Here is an 18,965-nt window from a genome sequence, read left to right on the forward strand (position 1 = left end):
GTCCCGCCATTTAGCCTATGCCCTGTAATGCTTCTCGGAGTTGCCAGAGCATACCTGCTGTCGCCCCCCAGATCAGCTGCTCCTGATGAATCAGCGCCGGGAAGCGCTCGATCCGTCCGAAGGGGCCGGGCACCCGGACCTCGCCGTCGACACGCCCCTCGAGCAGCCGTTCCAGGGGCAGCTCGAAGACCGACTCGACCTCGCCCGGATCCGGCCGCCAGATGACCGGGCTGCGAATGACGGCAACCACCGGCTGGATCACGAACCCGGTACCCGTATGGTAGCGGCCGAGCCGCCCGAGGACTCGCACCGCGTCGGGCTCAAGCCCAACCTCCTCGTGCGCCTCGCGCAGGGCGGTCGCCTCGGCGCTGGCATCGGCCGGATCGACGCGCCCCCCCGGGAAGCTCACCTGCCCCGGGTGATCACGCAGGCCGCCGGCGCGCCGCGTCAGCAGGATTCGCGGCTGATGCTGCGGCTCAAGCAGGGCGATCAGCACCGATGCCGGCACTGGGTGCCCCGGGGATCGGCGCCACCCGCGCTCAGGCCAGGCCTGCCCGGTCAGACGGGCCCGCAGGGCCTCCGGGCAACACGCCGGTCCGGACAGGGCGACGGGCATGGCACCGTCAACCAGCGTCCGGGCCGGGGGCTGGCAAGCCGACGTTGTTGCCCTCGAGCACGCGGTCCGCCCGGTAGCTCGAACGCACCAGCGGACCCGCGACGACCTCACGGAACCCCAGCCTCAGCCCCTCCTGGCGAAGGGCCTCGAACTCGTCCGGGCTCACGAACCGCTCCACCGGAAGGTGGTTGCGGGTCGGCTGCAGATACTGCCCCAGGGTGACGATGTCCACCTCCGCCCGGCGCAAATCCTCGAAGGCCTCATGGAGCTCGGCATCCGTCTCGCCGAGCCCCACCATCAGGCTCGACTTGGTCACCACGTCGGGGCGCAACCGCTTGGCCGCCCGCAGCACGTCCAGGCTCTGCTCATAGTCGGCACGCGGGTCGCGCACCTGCGGTGAGAGGCGCCGGACCACCTCGACGTTGTGAGCGAAGACTTCCAACCCGGACTCGACCACCGTCCGCACGGCCTCTTCATCGCCACGGAAATCCGGCGTGAGGGCCTCGACCGCGGTTTCCGGATTCTCCGCCTTGATCGCCCGAACGCACTGGGCGTAATGCTCCGCTCCGCCATCGCGCAGGTCATCACGGTCGACGGAGGTCAGAACGACGTAGCGCAATCCCATCAGGCGCACCGACTCGGCGCAGTGCTGCGGCTCCCGGTCATCCAGACGCCCTTTGGGGTTGCCGGTATCCACGGAGCAGAACCGACACGTGCGCGTGCACACCGATCCGAGAACCATAAAGGTGGCCGTGCCGTGGCTCCAGCACTCGCCCAGATTGGGACAATGGGACTCCTCGCAGACCGTGCTCAGGTGGTGGTCGTGGACGATACCGCGCACCCGACGATAGCCCTCGCCGCCGGGAGCACGCGCCTTGAGCCACTGCGGCTTGCGTGCGCGCGGCGCCTGCTGCCCATCGCCGCGGCGCTTCACGCCGTCCTTGATAGTGCGCACCCCGTCGCGTTCAAAGACACTACCGCTGCTCACCGGAATCCCCTTGAAATCGGTCATACCCTACCCCTGGCCGCCATCGAAACCGCACCGGATGTACCATCCGGTAGGATCCCATTGTACGCGCAGCAGCGCTGCCCTGCCGAACCACCCAGCCGGGGACGAAGCCCGGCAGCGGTCGCCAACCCAGGCCAGGAGCCCTAAGATGGGGCCGAGGCCACAGGAAGGATCGCCCCATGTCCACGCCCCTGCTGCGCAGCACCACCCTGCTCGCCGGCCTTTTGTTTGCCGGCAGCGCCATCACCAGCCCCTGTGCCGAACCGGGGCAATGGTACGATCCGGGTCACCAACGCACCCTCGGCACCCATGAGGTGCTCGATGCCCTCGAGGGCGTCGATTTCATCCTGCTCGGCGAGCGCCACGACGATGCCGCCCACCACCGCTGGCAGCTCCATACCCTGGCCGCTTTGCACGGGCGAGGGGAGCTTGGGGCCATTGGCTTCGAGATGTTCCCACGCAGCAAACAGAAACCGCTAGAAGACTGGCGCACGGGCAACCTGACGCGCGAGGCGTTCCTCGAGGAGACCGAATGGCAGCGCGTCTGGGGCTACGACGCCGAACTCTACATGCCACTGTTCGAATTCGTCCGCGCGCACCGCGTGCCGGCCGAAGCCCTCAACGTTGAGCGAGACACCGTGCGCGCCGTGCGGGAACGCGGTTTCGACGATCTGGATGAGGACGAGCGTGAATCCGTCGGCCAGCCGGCAGCGGCCAGCGAGGCGTACCGGGACCGCCTGCAGGGTATCTTCCGTCATCACCCCGGCGCCGGCGAGAACGATGCCGACCTGGATCGGTTCATCGAGGCGCAGACGTTCTGGGACCGGGCGATGGCCGAGTCGATGGTCTCCGCCCTAGAGGCCTACGGCGGCCCGGTCGTCGGCATCGTCGGCAGGGGTCACGCCGAGTACGGTGACGGCATCGCCCACCAGCTCCGGGATCTCGGCCACGACTCGATCCGCATCCTGCTGCCGCTCGACGCCGCCGCCGCGTGCCCGGACGCCGATCGGGCGGACTTCGTCTTCGCGCTCGAGCCCGAGCGCGCCACCCCCGATCCGCCGCGTCTGGGCATCGCCATGGAGGAGGACGATTCGAAGGTGACCATCCTCGAAGTCTTCCCCGATACACCCGCCGATCAGGCCGGGCTGGCCGCCGGCGACCGCATCGTGAAGGCAGCGGAGACCGAGATCCGGCATCCTCGCGACCTGCAGCACATCGTGTCCCGTCAGGCGCCGGGCACCTGGCTGCCGCTGGTCATCGAGCGGAATGGGGAGACCTTGGAGAAGGTGGCGCGGTTCCCCGCCGAGTAGCCGTGAGCGTTGGGCTGGGCTTCGCGCGGGGTTCCGCTTTGGCGGCCGGGCCCTGGCGACCCGGCCGCCCCGCAGGATCAAAGGGTCGAGAGCATGTACTCGATGGCCTTGACCAGATCCTCGCGGTCGGCACGCCCGTCGTAGGCCGGCATGGCGCCCTTGCCCGCGAGCGTGCTCTCGATCAGCTCGTCCACCGAGGAGGGCCGGTCGGCCCAGTCTTCGGGGGCGTTGAGCTCCGGTGCGCCGGCCACCCCGCGGTCATGGCACGAGGAACAGGTCGGTGCCGTGCCGTTGATGTAGATGGATTCGCCGTCGGCAAGGGCCGCCCCCATGCCGCCGAAGATCAGCGCGGTCGCGGTACCCGCGGCCAGAACAATGCGTTTCATGATCGGCTACTCCTCGGTCTTTTAGTCTCTATGCTTGATGCGCCCGGTAGCAGGGCCGCTCAATAGCCCGTCGAGCATCCCCTGGACGGGTGCCGGTGCGCCAGCCGACGTTCTCAGTGGCGCCCCTCGGGTTGGACTATCTCGATCAGTCTAGCCTAACGAGGCGCAAAGCGGTACCACGAATTCCCTGCTTTGTTGCCGGAAAACCTTCAGGACCGACCCGCCCCCGTCCGGACCAGATCGGCCAGCGCCCGTTCCAGGCAGTCCGCGCCGCGGCGCCAACTGGGCTCAAGCATGGTGGCGTGGCCGGCGCCGGGGATCCAGCGTGGCTCCACGCCATAGAGCCACGCCGTCGTGCGCACCATCCACTGCGGGATGATGACATCCTCCTCGGCCCCGATCACCGCCACCGGCACGGACACGCCGCCCCATCGCGGCCAGCGCGGGAAACCCATCTCAAACAGGGCCAGCTGCGACTCCGGCTGCATGCGGCTGGTGTAATCGAGCAGCACCTCCGGATCCATCTCTTCCGCAAACAGGGCCCGATGGGCCTCATCCACATCGACCCAGGCCGGTCCGAGCCCCTGAAGAATGCCCATCTGCCAGAGCAGCCGCGGCTCGGTCAGCATCATCTGCATGCCGGAGGGGGCGAGCCCGGTTGGGGGCACCGAGGCCAAAAGCACAGCGCCGGCGGCCGGTACGCCCTGGCGCAGGGCGATATCCACCACCAAACCGCCCATGGAGTGACCGATGAGCACCGGCGGATGTGGCAGCGACTCGACGGCTTCGGCCACGTCCTCGACGTAGTGGCTCAGGGAGGCCGAGTTGAGCGTCTCCCGGCCTGCGCTCGCCCCGTGGCCGCGGAGGCTCAGCGCGTGAGCCTCGTAGCCCAGGCCGGCGAAGTGCGGCAGGTAGTGGACCTCCCAGCACCAGGCACCGGCGAAGGCGCCGTGGATGAACAGCAGCGGCGGGAACACGGCATCCGATGCCCCGTCGCTGCCCGCGTACCGGATCAGCTCCAGCCCCGTCTCCGGGCCGCCGCCCCCGATCCCCCCGAAACTTGCGTACATTCAGCCTCCCGCGTTGGGTCACCCGTGTGCCCGGAGTGCCCTGATCAGGTAAGCTGCTTATTCCACACCGATCACCTCGCTATATTCAACACGAGCGTCCCCATGAGTGCACCCCGACCGCAGACCATCCGCCTGCGCGACTATCGTCCGCCCGCCTTTCTGGTCGACCGGATCCACCTCCGCGTGGACCTCCATGCTGGCATGGCCCGCGTGGAGGCGGCGCTGGAGCTGCGCCGCAACCCTGCGGCCACCGACGATGAGGCGCCGCTGCGCCTGGACGCAGAGTTCCTGGAGCTGGAAGCGCTGACCGTCGACGGGGTCGAACTGGAGCCCAGCGCGCACCAGGATGAGCAGGGGGCGGTGATCCTCTATGATGCCCCCGAGCGCTGCCGCGTGGAGACCGTCAGCCGGTTCGATCCCGCGGCGAACACCGCCCTCTCCGGCCTTTACCGCTCCGGCAGCATGTTCTGCACTCAGTGTGAGGCGGAGGGGTTCCGGCGCATCACGCCCTACCCGGATCGCCCCGACGTCCTGGCGCCGTTCACCACCACCGTGGTCGCCGACCGCGCCACCTGCCCGGTGCTGCTGTCCAACGGCGACTGCATCGAACGGGGAGAACTTGACGACGGGCGCCACTACGCCATCTGGCACGACCCCTACCCCAAGCCGTCCTACCTGTTCGCGTTGGTTGCCGGCGACTTGGCCTGTCAGGAAGCGTCCTTCGTAACCGCCTCGGGCCGCGAGGTAGCCCTCCATTTCTATGTGGAGCCAGAGAACACGGGGCGTACCGATCACGCTCTAGCTGCGCTGCAGCGAGCCATGCGCTGGGACGAGGAACACTACGGCCTAGAGTACGACCTGGATACCTACATGGTCGTCGCCGTGGGGGACTTCAACATGGGCGCGATGGAGAACAAGGGGTTGAACATCTTCAACACCCAGTTCGTCCTGGCCAGCCCCGACACCGCCACCGACAGCGACTACGAGAACATCGAGGCGGTCATCGGCCACGAGTACTTCCACAACTGGACGGGCAACCGCGTCACCTGTCGCGACTGGTTCCAGCTCTCGCTCAAGGAGGGGCTGACCGTCTTCCGCGAGCACCAGTTTGCCGAGACCACCGGCTCCGAGGCGGTCCAGCGCATTGGTCAGGTGCGCCTGCTTCGTACCGCCCAGTTCCCGGAGGACGCCGGGCCCATGAGCCACCCGGTCCGCCCGGATGCCTACGTGGAGATCAACAACTTTTACACGGCCACCGTCTACGCCAAGGGTGCCGAGGTCATCCGCATGTACCACACGCTGCTCGGCGACGACGCCTTCCGGCGCGGCGTGCGGCGCTACCTGGAACGCCACGACGGTGAGGCCGCCACCATCGAGGATTTCCTCGCCGCCATGGAGGAAACCGCCGGGGTCGATCTCCAGCAGTTCGCCCTGTGGTATACCCAGGCCGGCACCCCTGAGATCGAGATCGAGGACGACTACGACCCGGAGCGGAACGAGTACACCCTGATCTGCCGTCAATCCCTGCCCGGCAACTCGACCCAGCCGCACCGGGATCCCATGCACATCCCGCTGGCCGTGGGGCTAATCGGCCAGGACGGTTCGCCGCTAGCGGTCCGCGAGGCCCGGGACTCCACCGCACACAGTCGCACCCGCGTACTCGAACTGCGCGAGTCCGAACAGCGCTTCGTTTTCGAGGACTGCCCAGAGCGCCCCGTGCCCTCGCTGCTGCGCGGCTTCTCAGCGCCGGTCAAGCTGCACTACCCGTACAGCGACGACGACCTCGGCTTCCTGCTCGCCCATGACACCGACCCATTCGCGCGCTGGGAAGCGGGGCAACAGCTGGCCATGCGCGTTCTCCTCGACGAGGCGCGGGGCACCCCGCGGCCCGACGGGGTGGAGCGGCTCGAGCAGGCATTCCGCACCTCCCTCGAGGCGCCCGAAGCCGACCCCGCGCTGGTTGCCGAGGCACTCACCCTGCCCGCCGAGACCTACCTCGCCGAGCAGGTGGAGGTGGTCGACCCGCAGGCCATCCACGACGCCCGCCAGCGCGTCCGTGCCCGCCTGGGCGAGGCGCTGGAGGGGCACTGGCTGATCCTGCACAGCCAGGCGACAGGCCCCTGGCGCTACAACCCGGACGAAGCCGCCCGGCGCCGACTGCGCAACCTGGCCTTGAGCTATCTCCACGCCGGCTCGGAGCGCCACCTGAGCCGGGCGCTGGAACAGCTCGAGCGCAGCGACAACCTCACGGACCGGCTGGCTGCCCTGGCTGTACTGGCGGACAGCTCGCGCCCGGAGGCCGAGCAGGCGGTGGACGCTTTCTACGAGCGCTGGTCCGGGGAACCGTTGGTGGTCGACAAGTGGTTCCGGACGCAGGCCCTGGCCGATCGACCGGAGACCGTCCACCGGGTGCGCCAGCTCGCCGAGCACCCGGACTTCACCCTGGAAAACCCCAATCGAGCCCGGGCCCTACTCGGTGCGTTCGCCCAGGGCAACCCGGCCCACTTTCACAGCCCGGACGGCAGCGGATACCGGCTGCTCAGCGATCACGTGCTGCGCCTGGACCGGAGCAATCCGCAGCTCGCCGCCCGGCTGCTGGCACCGCTGACACAGTGGCGCCGCTACGACCCCGGCCGGCGTCGCTCGATGCGCCAGCAACTCGAACGGATCCTTGAGCGCGATACGCTGTCGAAAGACGTATACGAGGTCGCTTCCAAAAGCCTGGGGGCGATGAGCTAAAGTGAGGTAACAAGCCTCGCGGCAACCGAATACTTGGATTGGAGGCGTATTTTGGCCCGAAGTCACCTGTTGTTGACCCCTGTGCTGGCACTCGGCCTGGCCCTGTTCTCCACGGCTCCGCTGCCGGGATCACCGGGTATACCGACGGCAGCTGCCGGCGAGAACGGCGTGGTGCCCGGCCAGACCGAGTTCGAAAAGGCACGCGTGGTTGCCGATCTGCTCCAGCGCTACCACTACGGCGGTCCCGAGTCCGACGAGAAGCTCATGGAGCAGGCCACCGAGACCTACCTGAAGCAGCTCGACCACGGCCGCTTCTTCCTCCTCGAGGAGGACGTCGAGGCGTTCCGCGAGCGCATGGGCGAACTCGGCCCCGGTCAGGGGGACGCGATCCTCGAGGCGGCCTACGATTTGCACGCCCGCTACCGTGAGCGCGTCGCGGAGCAGACCCAATTCGCCCTCGGGCTTCTCGAGGAGGGGTTCGACTTCGACGGCGACGGCCGCTTCGAGCAGGACCGCAGCGAGGCCGACTGGGCGGCCGATCGCGACGCCCTCGACGACCTCTGGCGCCAGCGGGTCACGCATGATGCCCTGACCCTGGAGCTGGCCGAGCGCAGCACCGAGGAGATCCGCGAGAACCTCGAGCGGCGCTACAACACCCTTCGTGACCGTGCCGTGGATGCCGACAACGAAGACATCATGGACCAGTTCCTGAGCGCCTGGGCAGGCGCCTACGACCCCCACAGCACATTCCTCTCGCCCCAGCGCTCGGAGGAATTCGACATGCAGATGTCGCTGCAGCTCGAGGGGATCGGCGCCAAGCTGACCATGGACCAGGACTTCACCGAGATCGTCGAACTCATCCCCGGCGGTCCGGCCGAGCAGTCCGGTGAGCTGCGCGAGGGCGAGCGCATCATCGGCGTCGCTGACGGCGACGACGGCGAGATGAAGGACGTGGTCGGCTGGCGGCTCGATGAGATCGTGGACATGATCCGCGGCCCCAAGGAGTCAGTGGTCCGGCTCAACGTCCTGCCGCCAGCCGGGGCCAGTGAGAGTTCACCGCGCGAGGTGCGGCTGGTCCGCAACAAGGTCGATCTGGAAGACCAGGCCGCCCGCAAGGAGGTCATCGAGAAGACCGACGCTCAGGGCGAGGAGCAGCGGGTCGGCGTGATCACCATCCCGAAGTTCTACCGGGACTTCGAGGCCGCGCACTCCGGGCAGGACGATTTCCGCAGCACCACGCGTGACGTCCAGCGCCTGCTTGGGGAGTTGCTCGAGGAGGGGATCGACGGCCTGCTGATCGACCTGCGCGGAAACTCCGGGGGGGCCCTGCGCGAGGCCACCGCCCTCACCGCCATGTTCACCGGCGGCGGACCGGCAGTGCAGGTTCGCGACGCCCGCGGCCACCCCGAGCAGGTTGGCGAATCCAGGGGCGAGCCGGCCTACGATGGGCCCCTGGGGGTGCTGGTCGATCGACGCAGCGCATCGGCTTCCGAGATCTTCGCCGCGGCCATTAAAGACTACGGACGGGGCATCGTCCTCGGCGACCAGACCTTCGGCAAGGGCACGGTGCAGCAGATGATCGGCCTGGACAATTACGCCATCCCCGGCGAGGAGCGTTCCGGGCAGCTCAAGCTGACTCTGGCCCAGTTTTACCGGGTCACCGGCGAGAGCACGCAGCTCGAGGGCGTCAAACCGGATATCCACCTGCCCTCGGAGTTCAGCCACGAGGAGTTCGGCGAGCGCGCCACCCGGAACCCGCTGCCGGCAACGGAGATCGCCGGGCTCGATGTCACGGTGCATATCGAACTCGAGACAATCATCGACGAACTGGCCCGTCGCCACCAGACACGGATGGATCAGACCGAGACCTTCCGCGCCCTGGAGCGGGAGCTTGAGGCCAAGCGCGAGATACGGGAGGACACCTCGGTCGCCCTGAACAAGGCCACCCGGCAGGAGGAGCAGAAGGTACGCGAGGAGCGGTTGCTGGAGCTTCACAATGAGCGCCGCAAGGCCCACGGCAAGGAGCCGGTGGAGCGTTACGCGGATGTTGACGCGGATGAGCTGCCGGACGCCCTGCTCAATGCCAGCGCAGCGATCATCGCCGATTTTGCGCAGCTCTTGCGCGAAGCGGGCGACGAGGTCCTCACCGCGGAGGCCCGGGAAGAAGACTGAGACCGGAGCCGGGAGGCGGCCGGACGGCCCGCCTCCCGGTCAACCTGCGGTGGTTAGGTACTCGATGCGCAGCTGCAGGGTGACACTGCCACGAAACCGGTTGACCTCCGGGCGGTAGATCGCGCGAACCGGACCCTCCAGTTGGTTCCAACCCCGTTCGACCCCACCGAAGGCGATGGCCGGGACAGTGGGCCCATTGCCATGGTCAGCATCCAGCTCCAGCCGCAGGTGGCCACCGCGCAGTTCCCGGCTCTGACGGATCCGGAAAACGCCGTCAAAGCACGGCTCGGGGAACCCCTGGCCCCAGGGACCGCCGTAGCGCAGGGCCCAGGCCGTCTCCAGGTTGAGCTCCTCCGGTTGCAACTCGCCGTCGGTCTCCACACGCAGCTCGGGCAACTCACCACCCAGCGCCTCATCCAGCGCACCGGCGAACTCGCGGCGGAACGCATCCAGCTGCCCGGATTCGATGGTGAGTCCAGCGGCCATCGCGTGCCCGCCGAAACACTCGATCAGCTTTGGCGAACGCCCATGGATGCGCGCCAATAGGTCGCGGATATGCAGCCCGGGCACCGAGCGCGCTGAGCCGCGCAGCATCCCCTGGTCTGCCGGAGCGAAAGCCACCGCCGGGCGGTGATAGCGCTCTTTCAACCTCGAAGCGAGGATCCCGGTCACCCCCTGGTGCCAGCCCTCCGCCGCCACGCACACGCCGAGGCCTACATCCTCGGCGCGGGCCTCGAGCCCGGCCAGTGCCTCCTCAGTCATCTGCGACTCCACCGCGCGGCGCTGACGATTCAGGTCATCCAGCGCGACCGCCCGCTCCCGGGCTCGATGCGGATCTTCCTCGAGCAGGCACTCGACCCCGGCGGTCATGTCGTCCATGCGCCCGGCTGCATTCAGGCGCGGCCCGACGGCGAAAGCCAGATCGGCCGCCGTCGCCTCGGCAGGCTCGCGGCCGGCCTGCTCCAGCAGCGCGACGATGCCGGGACGGGCAACACCGGCGCGGATCCGGCGCAGTCCCTGCTCGACGAGGATGCGGTTGTTGTGATCTAACGGAACCAGGTCTGCCACGGTCCCCACGGCGACCAGATCCAGCAGCCCCAGCAGCGAGACCGGTTCCTCGCGGAGCCACCCGTCCGCCGCAAGGCCACGCTGCAGCGCCAGAGCCAGGTAGAAAGCCACGCCCACCCCGGCCAGGGCCGTACTCGGGAAGTGGTCGTCATCGCGTAGCGGATCCACAACCGCCTCGGCGGCCGGCAACGCTGCGCCGGGCGCGTGGTGATCAGTCACCACCACGCCCATGCCCGCCTGGTGTGCCGCAGCGACCCCCTCCAGACTGCTGACGCCGTTATCCACCGTCACCAGCCAGGCCGGCTCCGTGGGGCGCAGCCGTTCGACGACGGCCGCGCTCAAGCCGTAGCCCAGCGAGAACCGATCCGGAACGAAAGACTGGACGGCCGTCGGATCACCGCCAGCCGCCGCAGCGAGACGTCGGAGCGCAAGGACCATGAGCGCGGTCGCTGTCGCCCCGTCGGCATCGTAATCGCCGACGACCACGATGCGCTGGCCCCGGCTCAGGGCCGGAACCAGCGCAGCCACCGCACGGTCCAGATCGGCCATGCCGGTCGGCGGTTGCAGCCGCCGCAGGCTCAGATCCAGCTCCGCGGCATCGCGTAGGCCGCGGCGCTGATAGACCCGCCGCAGGACCGGGTGCAGGTCCTGCGCAACGCCGTCCGGAAGTGCACCCGCCGGACGCCGCCGGATGCGCTCAGGCATCCTCGCCGCCCTCCCGGACCCAGGCGCCGAGGGGCCGGGGCCGGCGCCAGAACCGACGCAGCTCCCGCCGTCCCAAAGTGACACCGTGGTCATCGGCCCCAAAACACAGTTCCAGCGCATCCCAGCGCGACCCCTGCGCAGCGGCCTCGCGCAGCGCCACCAGCGCCGGCGCGGCGATCGCGCGCTCAACCGCCGCCACGGCGTCGATCCACGCCGCCCCATCATCCACGGCCAGCGCCTGCTCCGCCCAAGGGACCGCGACCAGCGTATCCGGCCCCGGGAGGATGGGCGTCGATCCAGCCAGATCCGCCACCTCGGCCCCAGCCAGCACCCCGAGCCCCAACCAGGCCGGATCGTCGCTGAACAGGCGCTGCCAGGGAAACGACGCCGGGGGCGTAGGGCACCGCCCGCTACCCCACGCCCACAGGGCGTTGATGGGCGGCTCGCCGCGCTCTTCCCGATCGCGGTTGACCGGGTGGTCACACAGGGCCATCTCGACTTCGTTGAAGAGCGTCGCCCACCTCAGGGCGTCGCCTCCCCGCGGCAGGTAGGCGTCGATGAAACGGCCGCAGACTTGTTCCGGTGCGGGACGTTCCGGCAGCGGCGCCTGGCTCTGCAAGTACCAACGCCCGGCGGATGTCCGGTGCAGCTGCACGCGCCGTCCGGCCAGCAGATCGGCCAGATCGGTCTCCAGCCGCGCGGCCTCGAACTCGTTGATCGCGACCTGCACCAGGCGCACACCCGCTGCCTCCGGGCGCAGGTGCAATGGCTGCGCACGGCTCCAGTAAGCCTCACAGCCCGGATCCCCGCCGTCGGCCAGCCATCCCAGGGCACCGGCCGCCTCGGGCACCGGCGACGGCGTCAAGGGGCCGTGCCGGCCCCGGGCCAGCCAGGTCTCCAGCGCCGGCTGGCGTGCCAGCACCCCGGGAGGCAGCCGCCCGGGAAGCGGCCCGAGCAGCCCCGGAATCCGCAGGCGTAAACGGTGGGCGTTCAAAGCCGCTTCAGAATGGCCTCGCGGACGGCCTCATAGTCGGCATCCACGGTCTGCACCGCATCCCCGGCCTGGGCGCTGGCCACATCCGGGTCCTTGAGGCCATGCCCGGTCAGGGTACAGACCACCGTGCTGCCCTCGGGGATGCGGCCGCTGCGGATATCGCGCATGGCCCCCGCCACCGAGGTCGCCGAGGCCGGCTCGCAGAACACACCCTCATGATCGGCGAGCATCCGCTGCGCCCGGAGGATCTCCTCGTCACTGAGTTCATCGAACCACCCACCGGACTCCTCGCGAACGGCCTGGGCGTAATCCCACGACTGCGGATCGCCGATGCGGATGGCCGTCGCCACGGTTTCGGGCTCAGCCACTGGCCCGCCCCGCAGGAAAGGTGCGCTGCCGCTCGCCTGGTAGCCGACCATGCGCGGGCGCCGATCCACCAGTGCGGACGCGTAACGACAATGCCCCTCGCAGAAGGCGCAGGCAGCGGTCAGCTGCTCGTCACCCTTGCGTCCGGCGCACTCGCTGTAGCCGATCCAGTGGGCCGTGATGTTGCCGGCGTTGCCCACGGGCAGGCAGTGGTAGTCCGGGGCGCGTTCAAGCTCCTCGATCACTTCGAAGGCCGCCGTCTTCTGACCCTGCAGCCGATACGGGTTGATGGAGTTGACGATGGTCAGCGGCGCGTGCTCGGCCAGCTCCTTGACCAGGCGCATGCCGGCGTCGAAATTGCCGCGGATCTGCAGCACCTGCGCACCGTGCATGATCGCCTGGGCCAGCTTACCCATGGCGATCTTGCCATCGGGAATAAGCACGAAACAGCTGATCCCGGCGCGGGCCGCATAGGCCGCGGCCGAGGCCGAGGTGTTGCCGGTCGAGGCGCAAATGATCGCCTTGGCCCCCTGCTCGACCGCCTTCGTGACCGCCATGGTCATGCCGCGGTCCTTGAACGAGCCGGTGGGGTTCAGGCCCTCGAACTTGACGTAGAGGTCCACGTCGCGGCCGAGCTCCGCCGGGATCCGCGTCAGCTGGATCAGCGGCGTATTGCCCTCGCCCAGCCCGAGAATCCGGGCATCATCGCTGATCGGCAGCCGATCCAGATACTTGGCGATCAGTCCAGTGTAGCGGGGTCGGAAGGGCATGCTCTCACTCCAGGCTCTCGACACGGATGCGTACGACGCGTCCATCGACCTGCTCCAGGTGCTCCAGGCGTTCGATGGCCGCGTCCATGTGACGCTCATGGATACGGTGGGTCAGCAGGATGATCGGGACGTGATCGGCCCCGGCCTGCGGCTGTTTCTGGATGATGGCCTCGATGGAGATCCCGAAATCCCCGAGCACGCGGGTGACGTCGGCCAGCACGCCGGGCTCGTCCCGCGCCGAGAGCCGTAGGTAGTAGGCCGTCTCGACGTCGCGCATGGCCAGCACCGGCTCCCGCGAGAGGGACTCGGTATGGAACGCCAGATAAGGCACCCGGTTCTCGGGCTCCAGGTTGAACTCGCGCACCACGTCGATCATATCGGCCACCACCGCCGAGGCGGTCGGCTCGGCGCCGGCACCGGCGCCGTAGTAGAGCGTCGGCCCGACGGCGTCGCCCTTGACCATGACGGCGTTCATGACGCCGTCGACGTTGGCCAGCATGTGCCGTCGCGGCAGAAGCGTCGGGTGCACGCGCAGCGCGTAGCCGTTCTCCTCATGGAAGGCCAGGCCCAGGTGCTTGATCCGGAAACCCAGCTCCTCGGCGAAGGCCACGTCCTCGCGCGTGATATGATCGATGCCCTCGACATAGACCTTGTCGTACTGCAGCGGGATGCCGAAGGCGATGGAGGCCAGGATGGTCAGCTTGTGGGCGGCGTCGGTGCCGTCGACATCGAAGCTCGGGTCCGCCTCGGCGTAGCCCAGGCGCTGCGCCTCGGCGAGGACGTCTCCGAAATCCCGGCCCTCGTAGAACATCTCGGTGAGGATGTAGTTCGAGGTCCCGTTGATGATCCCCGCGAGCCACTCGATGCGGTTACCGGTCAGCGCCTCGCGCACGGCCTTGATGATCGGGATGCCGCCGGCCACCGCTGCCTCGAAGGCCACCGTAACACCGTTCTCCCGCGCCCGGGCGAAGATCTCGTTGCCGTGGGAGGCGATCAGCGCCTTATTGGCGGTAATAACGTGCTTGCCGTTGTCCAACGCACGCAGCACCAGCTCCCGGGCCGGCTCGTAGCCGCCGATCAGCTCGGCGATGATCTCCACTTCCGGGTCGTCGACCACCTCGAACGGATCGGTGGTCAGGCGGATCCCCTCCAGGCGGCAGCTGCGCGGGCGCTCCGGATGGCGCGCCGAGGCGTGGGTAACGCGGATCTCGCGCCCGGCGCGCCGGCTGATCACATCGGCATTGCGCTCGAGGATATTGACCACCCCCGAACCCACGGTACCGAGGCCGAGCATCCCCACATTAACCGGTTTCAATCCTCACCTCCGAATCTGAGCGGTTCCAGCCCGCCGCGCAGGGCGCGGGCTCAGCAAGCATCATCACGCCGCAGCATCTGTTTGATGCCGCGAATCGCCTGACGCGTGCGGTGTTCGTTCTCGATCAACGAGAAACGGACATACTCATCGCCGTAACTGCCGAAGCCGATCCCTGGGGAGACCGCCACCTTGGCATCGGCCAGCAGCTTCTTCGAGAACTCCAGCGAGCCCATCTCCCGATACGCCTCGGGGATACGGGCCCAGACAAACATGGTCGCCTTCGGCCTTTCCACGGGCCATCCGGCCGCCTCCAGCCCATCACAGAGGACATCGCGCCGGGCCCGGTACATCTCGCGGATCTCCTCGACGCAGTCTTGCGGCCCCTCCAGCGCCAGGATGCCGGCGACCTGGATGGGCGTGAACATACCGTAATCCAGGTACGACTTCATCCGTGCCAGGGCGGCGATCAAGTCCGGATTCCCGCAGACGAACCCGATCCGCCAGCCGGGCATATTGTAAGTCTTGGACAGGGAGTAACACTCCACCGCCACGTCCTTGGCACCCGGCACCTGCAGGATCGACGGGGCCTTGTAGCCGTCGAAGACGATCTCGGCGTAGGCCAGATCCTGCACGACCCAGATGCCCTCCTTGCGGGCGATCTCGACCACTTTCTCGAAGAAGTCCAGCTCGACACACTGCGCCGTCGGGTTCGACGGGAAGTTGAGGATGAGCATCTTGGGCTTGGGGTAGGTATCCCGGATCGCCTTCTCGAGCTCCACGAAGAAGTCCCCGCCCGGGATCATGGGCACGTGGCGGATATCCGCTCCGGCGATCACGACGCCGTAGGGGTGGATCGGGTAGGCGGGGTTGGGCACCAGCACGGCGTCCCCCGGCCCCAGAGTGGCCAGGGCCAGGTGGGCCAGGCCTTCTTTGGAGCCGATGGTGACAATGGCCTCGCTCTCCGGGTCGAGGTGCACATCGAAGTTCTGGGCGTACCAGTTAGCCACCGCCCGACGCAGTCGCGGGATCCCCCGCGACATCGAATACCGGTGCGTGTCGGGTCGCTGGGCAGCCTCGCAGAGCTTGTCCACGATATGCTGGGGCGTCGGCTGGTCGGGATTGCCCATCCCGAAATCCACGATATCCTCGCCCCGCTGGCGTGCGGCCGCCTTGAGTTCGTTGACGATGTTGAAGACGTACGGAGGCAGCCGCTTGATCCGAGGGAAGTCGGCTTTCGGCAGATCGGAGTCCACGGGCGAACCTCAAGGAATGCAGTGTAGGGACCGGGGGCAATGAAGCCTGTGAACGTACTCACCCGGGGCAGGACTGTCAAACGAGATCGAGGCTTGAGCCCATGAAACTCGCCCAAGATCACGGCAATGCCGGTTACCGGATCCGCGCCTTCGAACCGGGCTGGATCCGCATCAATCAGGCCGAGTACCAGACCAGCGTCCTGGTGACACCGACCTTGCTGAGCACGGATATCCGCGCCGAGCGCCTGGAGGAACTCACCCTCGCCGACCTGCAGCCGGCCATCGACCTGGAACCGGAGCTGATCCTGCTCGGCACCGGAAGTGAGCAGTCCTTCCCCGATCGCGAGCTGATGCGGGCGCTGATCGGCTCCGGGATCGGTTTTGAAGCCATGGATACCCGCGCCGCCTGCAGGACATTCAACCTCCTCCTCGGCGAGGACCGCTCGGTCGCCGCGGTGCTCCTGCTGCGCTAGTCCGCTGTATACGGTCCGGCCAGGGGCGCCCCGAAGGCGTAGGTACTGCACGAGCGATCGGCCTTAGCGGCGTACATGGCGTCATCGGCGACGCGCTGGAGCTCGTCCGCCGAGCTTCCGTGCTCGGGATACAGGGCAATGCCAATGCTCAGCGAGACCGGGAAAGCCAAGCCGTTGACGGTCACCGGCTCGTCGAGGCTGGCGACGATGTTGTCGGCCACCCGCTCGGCGGCGCGCCGGCTGTCCACGCCCTCGAGCAGGATGACGAACTCGTCGCCACCGTGGCGGGCCACCGTGTCCACCTCCCGCACAGCACCGGTCAGGCGCGTGGCCAACTCTTGGAGGACCCGGTCTCCGACCTCGTGGCCATGCTCGTCATTGATCGGCTTAAAGTGGTTCAGATCGATGAACAGCAGCGCCACCGACTCGCGGTTGCGCCGCGCCCACTCCAGCGCCTTCTCCAGGCGATCGAGCAGCAGCGCCCGGTTGGCCAGACCGGTGAGGTGGTCGTGCAGGGCCATATGTCGCATCTGCTCTTGGCTCCGCTCGGCCTCAGCCAACGCCTGCATCCTCTCGGTGACGTTGTAGGCGAGCCACAGCACCGAGGGGCGCGCCTCCAGCCCAGGCGGCAGCGGGTAGATCCGCGCCTCGAACCACTGGCGCCCGCGCGGTCCGTGCTCGCCGCCGCCCTCGACCTCATCCATATCGAGTTCGTAGTCCAGCGTCACCAGCCGCCGCTCGGCCAGTGCCTGCTGGATGCTCTCAAGAAAGCTCTCGGCCAGCTCGAAGCGCAGCACCTGATGCAGCCGCCGCCCGACCAGGTTGCGCAAATCCCGGTAAAGGCGCCGCTCCTGCCCGCCGAAAACCTCCCGGAACTGCCCACGATCATCAATCACGAACCCCAGATCGGGGATGGTGGCCATGATGGCCTCAAGCCGATTCTTGAGAAAGCGCAGCCACAGGGCCTGGCGAGCCACCACACCGCCTAGCAGGGCCAGCATCACGCCGCCGCCGGCCCAGACCCACCACCACCAGGCCGGCAACGAGGCCTTCGCCTGCCATCCGCCCTCGGGAATAGCCGCCAGCTGCCAGCTGGATGCCCCGAACGTGATATCCATGCGCACCGGATTCCGCTCGAAGACAAGCGGTTCGCCGAAAAAGACGCCGCCCTTCCGGCCGAGCCCGTCCCGCCCGCGCAGGGCAATCTGCAAACCGGATTGCTCGATCTCCCGCAACCCGGCAGCACGGTAGAAGCTGTCGAGATCCAGCGGGACACTGGCCACCCCCCAGTAGCGCCCATCATCCTCATGGACTGGAACGCGCACGATCAGCGCCTCGCCCCCCTGGACCAGCTCCGTCGGACCAGCAACCACCGGGGCGCTGGTGGCCATGACGCGCTGGAGACTGGGACTCTGGGCCGGATGCTCGCTGATATCCAGGCCCAGGGCCCGGACGTTGCTGGCCAGCGGGTAGACGTAGCGGATCACATTGTCCGGGGCCAGCGTGATATTGCGGATGTGAAACTCGGGGCGCATCATCCGCTGCGCGATCGCGGCGAATCGCCGCCCGTCGATCTCGGGATCCGCCCCTACTAGGACGCCCAGACCCGTGACCAGCGACACGGAGGCGTTCAGCTCCCCCTCAATCCGTCCCCGCAGCGCCGAAGCCTCCTCGGTCACCTGCGAGCGCGCCTGCTCCAGGCGATACTCCTCCAGCCAGTGCGCGAGCACGCCGGCAAGGATCAAAACGGCGACGAAGACCCCGAGGGCGAGCAGGAGCGGGACGACCCGGCTAAGCCCCTGCACTGCCGGCGGCATACGCCGCTCCCTCCCTGGATCTGCCGCCGACCCGGTCACGTTCCCCCTTCCCTCCCCTTCGTCCTCTGCCAAGCCGCCTCCAGGGCATCGATCGACTGCGCCCCGAGGGTTTCACCACGCGCGGCGAACTCCGCCTCCACGCCACGAAAGCGCGCCTCGAAACGCTGACCGGCGCGACGCAGGGCCGTTTCCGGATCGACGTCGAGATGGCGCGCCAAATTGACTACGGCAAAAAGCAGATCGCCGACCTCGGCCTCGCGACGCTCGGGGCTCCCGTCCACCTCGGCCTCCGCTTCGGCCAGCTCTTCACGGATCTTCGCAGCCGCGCCCCGGTAGTCCGGCCAGTCGAACCCCACCCGCGCCGCCCGGCGCTGGAGCTTGGTGGCCCGAGCCAAGGCCGGCAGTGCCGTCGCCACCCCATCGAGGGCGCTGTCGCCTTCGCCCCGATGCTCACGTTCCTGCTCCTTGATCGCCTCCCAATGATGGGTCACGGATTCCGGTTCAGCCACCCGCGCAGCCCCAAAGACATGCGGATGCCGGCGGATGAGCTTCGCCTCGAGCGTCTCGGCCACCGACTCCAGGTCGAAGTGCCCGCCTTCCTCGCCCATGCGCGCGTGGAAGACGACCTGCAGCAGCAGGTCACCGAGTTCATCCCGCAGCGCATCCATGTCACCGCGCTCGATCGCATCGAAGACCTCGTAAGCTTCCTCGACGGTATGCGGCGCGATAGAGTGGAAATCCTGCTCCACGTCCCAGGGACACCCGCGCTCGGGGTCCCGCAGGCGCTCCATGATCTGCAGCAGGCGGTCGACGGCTTGCACGGGGGCACCTCCTCACTTCCACGTTTCCCGGCAGATTTGACAGGGTTAAACCGGCCAACTTAATTTGAGCAGGTTAACCAG

Annotated in this window: 15 protein-coding genes; 4 read left to right on the forward strand and 11 right to left on the reverse strand. The window is 68.0% G+C overall.

The genetic code is table 11. The annotated features are described in order from the left end of the window. Positions 1 to 10: 10 nt before the first annotated feature. Both LRG10_RS09235 and lipA read right to left on the reverse strand, forming a co-directional pair. Positions 11 to 616, reverse strand: a complete 606-nt coding sequence (locus tag LRG10_RS09235; protein ID WP_201167624.1) for a CoA pyrophosphatase — start codon at positions 614 to 616, stop codon at positions 11 to 13. Positions 617 to 623: 7 nt separating this feature from the next. Continuing rightward, positions 624 to 1,628, reverse strand: a complete 1,005-nt coding sequence (gene lipA, locus LRG10_RS09240) for a lipoyl synthase (RefSeq protein ID WP_201167630.1) — start codon at positions 1,626 to 1,628, stop codon at positions 624 to 626. Between the two features lie 176 nt (positions 1,629 to 1,804). Here lipA and LRG10_RS09245 point away from each other — a divergent pair, with 176 nt between their 5' ends. After that, positions 1,805 to 2,935, forward strand: coding sequence for a ChaN family lipoprotein (locus LRG10_RS09245; RefSeq protein WP_238635250.1), 1,131 nt, complete (start codon positions 1,805 to 1,807; stop codon positions 2,933 to 2,935). A 77-nt stretch (positions 2,936 to 3,012) separates the two neighbouring features. On the opposite strand, the gene LRG10_RS09250 is transcribed toward LRG10_RS09245, so the two are convergent. Together LRG10_RS09250 and LRG10_RS09255 are read right to left on the reverse strand one after the other, a co-directional pair. Then, positions 3,013 to 3,321, reverse strand: coding sequence for a cytochrome c5 family protein (locus tag LRG10_RS09250; protein WP_238635252.1), 309 nt, complete (start codon positions 3,319 to 3,321; stop codon positions 3,013 to 3,015). Positions 3,322 to 3,530: 209 nt separating this feature from the next. Next, complete coding sequence (locus LRG10_RS09255; protein ID WP_238635254.1) at positions 3,531 to 4,391, reverse strand: alpha/beta hydrolase; 861 nt, start codon at positions 4,389 to 4,391, stop codon at positions 3,531 to 3,533. Positions 4,392 to 4,493: 102 nt separating this feature from the next. Here LRG10_RS09255 and pepN point away from each other — a divergent pair, with 102 nt between their 5' ends. Both pepN and LRG10_RS09265 read left to right on the forward strand, forming a co-directional pair. Beyond that, on the forward strand, positions 4,494 to 7,130 hold the full coding sequence (gene pepN / locus LRG10_RS09260) for an aminopeptidase N (RefSeq protein ID WP_238635256.1): 2,637 nt from the start codon (positions 4,494 to 4,496) through the stop codon (positions 7,128 to 7,130). A gap of 51 nt (positions 7,131 to 7,181) precedes the next feature. After that, a complete protein-coding gene (locus LRG10_RS09265; protein ID WP_201167653.1) occupies positions 7,182 to 9,302 on the forward strand; it encodes a carboxy terminal-processing peptidase in 2,121 nt (706 codons plus the stop codon). 39 nt (positions 9,303 to 9,341) lie between these two features. On the opposite strand, the gene recJ is transcribed toward LRG10_RS09265, so the two are convergent. Genes recJ through alaC form a run of 5 tightly spaced genes read right to left on the reverse strand, consistent with a single transcriptional unit; the run spans position 9,342 to position 15,773 of the window. Further along, positions 9,342 to 11,075 carry a single-stranded-DNA-specific exonuclease RecJ gene (recJ, locus tag LRG10_RS09270; RefSeq protein WP_201167657.1) on the reverse strand — a complete coding sequence of 578 codons (1,734 nt, stop codon included), beginning with the start codon at positions 11,073 to 11,075 and terminating at the stop codon, positions 9,342 to 9,344. Further along, entirely contained in the window at positions 11,068 to 12,069 is a 1,002-nt protein-coding gene (locus tag LRG10_RS09275; protein WP_238632870.1) for a hypothetical protein, read from the reverse strand. Before LRG10_RS09275 ends, recJ begins: the two co-directional genes overlap by 8 nt. Then, complete coding sequence (gene thrC / locus LRG10_RS09280; RefSeq protein ID WP_201167663.1) at positions 12,066 to 13,205, reverse strand: threonine synthase; 1,140 nt, start codon at positions 13,203 to 13,205, stop codon at positions 12,066 to 12,068. Before thrC ends, LRG10_RS09275 begins: the two co-directional genes overlap by 4 nt. Before the next feature lie 4 nt (positions 13,206 to 13,209). Next, positions 13,210 to 14,520, reverse strand: coding sequence for a homoserine dehydrogenase (locus LRG10_RS09285; protein WP_238635265.1), 1,311 nt, complete (start codon positions 14,518 to 14,520; stop codon positions 13,210 to 13,212). A 50-nt stretch (positions 14,521 to 14,570) separates the two neighbouring features. Continuing rightward, a complete protein-coding gene (gene alaC / locus LRG10_RS09290; protein WP_238632872.1) occupies positions 14,571 to 15,773 on the reverse strand; it encodes an alanine transaminase in 1,203 nt (400 codons plus the stop codon). 101 nt (positions 15,774 to 15,874) lie between these two features. On the opposite strand from alaC, the gene LRG10_RS09295 reads away from it, so the two are divergent. Next, the gene (locus LRG10_RS09295; protein ID WP_238635267.1) at positions 15,875 to 16,246 is read left to right on the forward strand and encodes an Mth938-like domain-containing protein; all 372 of its coding nucleotides are present in this window, start codon (positions 15,875 to 15,877) and stop codon (positions 16,244 to 16,246) included. Here LRG10_RS09295 and LRG10_RS09300 read toward each other — a convergent pair. Both LRG10_RS09300 and mazG read right to left on the reverse strand, forming a co-directional pair. Next, the gene (locus LRG10_RS09300) at positions 16,243 to 18,063 is read right to left on the reverse strand and encodes a diguanylate cyclase domain-containing protein (RefSeq protein ID WP_201167684.1); all 1,821 of its coding nucleotides are present in this window, start codon (positions 18,061 to 18,063) and stop codon (positions 16,243 to 16,245) included. The two genes, LRG10_RS09295 and LRG10_RS09300, sit on opposite strands and share 4 nt — an antisense overlap. 35 nt (positions 18,064 to 18,098) lie before the next feature. Next, positions 18,099 to 18,884 carry a nucleoside triphosphate pyrophosphohydrolase gene (mazG, locus tag LRG10_RS09305; protein ID WP_201167694.1) on the reverse strand — a complete coding sequence of 262 codons (786 nt, stop codon included), beginning with the start codon at positions 18,882 to 18,884 and terminating at the stop codon, positions 18,099 to 18,101. Between the last annotated feature and the right edge of the window lie 81 nt (positions 18,885 to 18,965).

It is taken from the genome of Halorhodospira sp. 9628 (assembly GCF_022228075.1).
Lineage (GTDB): Bacteria > Pseudomonadota > Gammaproteobacteria > Nitrococcales > Halorhodospiraceae > Halorhodospira > Halorhodospira halophila_A.

What these genes read in the sequence shown, in the direction of transcription:
- LRG10_RS09235 (WP_201167624.1), bottom strand. Translation starts at nt 616, where the DNA reads ATGCCCGTCGCCCTGTCCGGACCGGCGTGTTGCCCGGAGGCCCTGCGG.
- lipA (WP_201167630.1), bottom strand. Translation starts at nt 1,628, where the DNA reads ATGACCGATTTCAAGGGGATTCCGGTGAGCAGCGGTAGTGTCTTTGAA.
- LRG10_RS09245 (WP_238635250.1), top strand. Translation starts at nt 1,805, where the DNA reads ATGTCCACGCCCCTGCTGCGCAGCACCACCCTGCTCGCCGGCCTTTTG.
- LRG10_RS09250 (WP_238635252.1), bottom strand. Translation starts at nt 3,321, where the DNA reads ATGAAACGCATTGTTCTGGCCGCGGGTACCGCGACCGCGCTGATCTTC.
- LRG10_RS09255 (WP_238635254.1), bottom strand. Translation starts at nt 4,391, where the DNA reads ATGTACGCAAGTTTCGGGGGGATCGGGGGCGGCGGCCCGGAGACGGGG.
- pepN (WP_238635256.1), top strand. Translation starts at nt 4,494, where the DNA reads ATGAGTGCACCCCGACCGCAGACCATCCGCCTGCGCGACTATCGTCCG.
- recJ (WP_201167657.1), bottom strand. Translation starts at nt 11,075, where the DNA reads ATGCCTGAGCGCATCCGGCGGCGTCCGGCGGGTGCACTTCCGGACGGC.
- thrC (WP_201167663.1), bottom strand. Translation starts at nt 13,205, where the DNA reads ATGCCCTTCCGACCCCGCTACACTGGACTGATCGCCAAGTATCTGGAT.
- LRG10_RS09295 (WP_238635267.1), top strand. Translation starts at nt 15,875, where the DNA reads ATGAAACTCGCCCAAGATCACGGCAATGCCGGTTACCGGATCCGCGCC.
- LRG10_RS09300 (WP_201167684.1), bottom strand. Translation starts at nt 18,063, where the DNA reads ATGCCGCCGGCAGTGCAGGGGCTTAGCCGGGTCGTCCCGCTCCTGCTC.